The 2,091-nt window shown below is 40.9% G+C and carries 3 protein-coding genes; 1 reads left to right on the top strand and 2 read right to left on the bottom strand.

All coding sequences use genetic code 11. The features are described 5' to 3' along the window. On the bottom strand, nt 1–479 hold a 479-nt coding region (locus VF500_RS17975), incomplete at its 3' end, for a LytR/AlgR family response regulator transcription factor (protein ID WP_330861002.1). Further along, nucleotides 476–1,591, bottom strand: a complete 1,116-nt coding sequence (locus VF500_RS17970; RefSeq protein WP_330861001.1) for a sensor histidine kinase — start codon at nt 1,589–1,591, stop codon at nt 476–478. The genes VF500_RS17970 and VF500_RS17975, both read right to left, overlap by 4 nt. Nucleotides 1,592–1,827: 236 nt before the next feature. Here VF500_RS17970 and VF500_RS17965 point away from each other — a divergent pair. Then, a partial coding sequence (locus VF500_RS17965; protein ID WP_330861000.1) for a hypothetical protein occupies nt 1,828–2,091 on the top strand: 264 nt, incomplete at its 3' end.

The following is a 2,091-nucleotide window of genomic DNA, read 5'->3' as shown; positions in this document are numbered from 1 at the left end:
CTTTCTATCCATAAAATGTCATTGATATTCACCTTGATGGTTTTGCGATCTACCTTTAAATAAATGAAAGTATGCGTATCACTTACAGGCTCTTCGTGGGTAATAACAGGTTTGCCTTTATGCTCGTTCAATTGATAGATCTTATCAACAGCCCGCAAAAAACGCTCGAAAGAGATTGGTTTCAACAGGTAATCAACAGCATTTAGCTCAAAACCATCAAGCGCATATTCGCTATGGGCTGTGGTGAAAATTACCTTAGGCGGATTCTTGAGACTTTTTAACAGATCAGTACCCTTTATTCCCGGCATTTGGATATCGAGGAACATCAGGTCGATTGGTTTTTGTTGTAATAACCTGAACGCCTGGATCCCGTCGGTACAAGTGGCAGTAACCTCCATCTCGCTGAAACGCTCGAGATAGTTTTTCAACACCTCAATGGCATGCGGTTCATTGTCAACTATAAGCGTACGTATTTTCATGCGGTTACCATTTTGGGAGTTACAGTTTGCTTTACCGTTTTCAGGTCGAGGTCAAGTGCTACGAAAAAAGTATCCTCTTCGTTTACGATCTTCAGGCGCGAAGAATGGGGGTAAAGCAGGTTAAGCCTTTTGGTTACGTTTTTTAGTCCGATGTGACCTGGTGTGTTGCCCGCGTCAACAGGGTGTTCGGGTTTGCTGTTGGCTACCTTTAGTTTAAAGTGGTTCAGCGTAACGCTGATATCGATATTGATCCAGGTAGCGCCTACCTGTTCGCTGGTGCCATGTTTAAAGGCGTTTTCTATAAAAGGTAAGATCAGCAGTGGTGCAATGGTTTTATCTTTCAAATTACCAGTAATGGTAAAGTTGATATCAATGCGCTCTTCATAACGAAGCTTTTCGAGCTTTACATATTGCTGCATCATAAACACTTCCTTCTCCAAAGAAACTTCATTATCCGAGCATTCATAAAGCATATACCGCAACAGGTCCGACAGACCAATAATGGCCTGCGGCGATTTTGGAGAATTGTTGAGGCTCAAAGAGTAAAGATTATTAAGCGTATTAAATAAAAAATGCGGATGTACCTGCGCTTTCAGTGCATTAAGTTCGGCTTCGAGGGCAGCCTGTTTACGCTCGTACCACATTTTAAAGAGTTTAATAGCTAATACAAAACCAGTGAACAGGTTGGTTCCTTTAAATGAGTTCACAAGGCTTTGCCCATCCATTAACTGCTCAAAAAACGGACGGTGTGTAGAAGCTATATAATCCACATCAGTTACGCGCATCACCCGGATCAGGTAAGGGGCAACAAAAAAGATCCCGATTGTGCGACTTATGAACATACACGCGAAAACAAGCGGTATCAGCATCAGGAAGAACATCAAATACCGCTTTTCGAAAACATACTTAGGTACCAGCCAATAGGCAATGGCATAGTAATAAGCAATTTGTATGGGCATGTACAAAAGGTTATTGCGAAACGATACCCAAAAATTGGTTTGAAACGAATAAAGCGTGGTAATGAAAAACGATACGATCACCCAAAATATCACATGCTGCCAGAAACGTGGCAGCTTAACATTGTTGAGCATCAGATCGAAACTATTATTCATATAGCTAATTTACTGCAAAACAGTTTAATTGAATTGCTTTTAAGGTGAATTGCGACAAACTGCAATCATTTGATGACAAACTACAAGCAGGAGGCTGCTCCGATAGCTTTTCGCAATTAAAAGTTTGTTCATCGCATTATAATGCTGTTCGTCGTAACTGGTGGGTAGTGTGCCTATGTTGTTTTCATCCTGTTTAATATGCTGTTAGTTTTGGTTCATAAATTAAAAATAACGCCATGAAAAAGTTAATTATCACAATTTGCATCCTGGCATTTGCAGCAGCTGCAGTGCAGGCTCAGAATAGAATAGCAAACGTACACGGTTTTTGGGTGGTTGAACACAACGTTAATCTGCCGCGTGTGCAAACCGTTAAATTTTATAACGATAACAATAAGTTGATATACGAGGAAACGGTTTACAGCAAACTCAATATCCAAAAGAAAAAGACCCGCCTGGCCCTTGATCAGATCCTGGACAGGCTGAACGAACGTACCGCTTAT

It is taken from the genome of Mucilaginibacter sp., assembly GCF_036383575.1.
Classification (GTDB): Bacteria; Bacteroidota; Bacteroidia; order Sphingobacteriales; family Sphingobacteriaceae; genus Mucilaginibacter.
This window is presented reverse-complemented; position numbering and strand designations above follow the sequence as displayed.